Source organism: Mesorhizobium sp. M0058, from assembly GCF_040323095.1.
Lineage (GTDB): Bacteria > Pseudomonadota > Alphaproteobacteria > Rhizobiales > Rhizobiaceae > Mesorhizobium.
Map to the genome: position 1 here is coordinate 1 of NZ_JAMYUQ010000057.1, position 877 is coordinate 877.

Genomic DNA, 877 nt, shown 5'->3' on the forward strand with positions numbered 1-877 from the left:
GTGTCGGCCGCCGACGGCCCGATGCCGCAGACCCGCGAGCACATCCTGCTTGCCCGTCAGGTCGGCGTGCCGTCGATCGTGGTGTTCCTGAACAAGGTCGACCAGGTCGACGATGCCGAGCTGCTCGAACTGGTCGAGCTCGAGGTTCGCGAGCTTCTGTCGAAGAACGAGTTCCCCGGCGACGACATTCCGATCGTCAAGGGTTCGGCGCTGGCTGCTCTGGAAGATTCCAACAAGACCATCGGCGAAGATGCGATCCGCGAGTTGATGGCTGCGGTCGATGCCTATATCCCGACGCCGGTTCGTCCGCTGGACAAGCCGTTCCTGATGCCGATCGAAGACGTGTTCTCGATCTCGGGCCGTGGCACGGTCGTGACCGGCCGCGTCGAGCGCGGCATCGTCAAGGTCGGCGAGGAACTGGAAATCATCGGCATCCGCCCGACGACCAAGACGACCTGCACGGGCGTCGAGATGTTCCGCAAGCTGCTCGATCAGGGCCAGGCCGGCGACAACATCGGCGCGCTGCTGCGCGGCGTTGATCGTGAAGGCGTCGAGCGCGGCCAGGTTCTGGCCAAGCCCGGTACGGTGAAGCCGCACAAGAAGTTCGTGGCCGAAGCCTACATCCTGACCAAGGACGAAGGTGGCCGTCACACGCCGTTCTTCACCAACTACCGTCCGCAGTTCTACTTCCGCACGACCGACGTGACCGGCATCGTGTCGCTGCCGGAAGGCACGGAAATGGTTATGCCCGGCGACAACATCACGGTCGATGTCGAGCTGATCGTGCCGATCGCCATGGAAGAGAAGCTGCGCTTCGCCATCCGTGAAGGCGGCCGCACCGTCGGTGCCGGCATCGTCGTCACCATCAAAGAGTAAT

At 63.4% G+C, this 877-nt stretch carries 1 protein-coding gene; it reads left to right on the forward strand.

Features of this window, described 5'->3' with window-relative positions:
• Positions 1-876, forward strand: an 876-nt coding sequence (locus NKJ75_RS32770) for an elongation factor Tu (protein WP_352500762.1), incomplete at its 5' end; no start/stop codon positions are given.
• Position 877 lies beyond the last annotated feature (1 nt).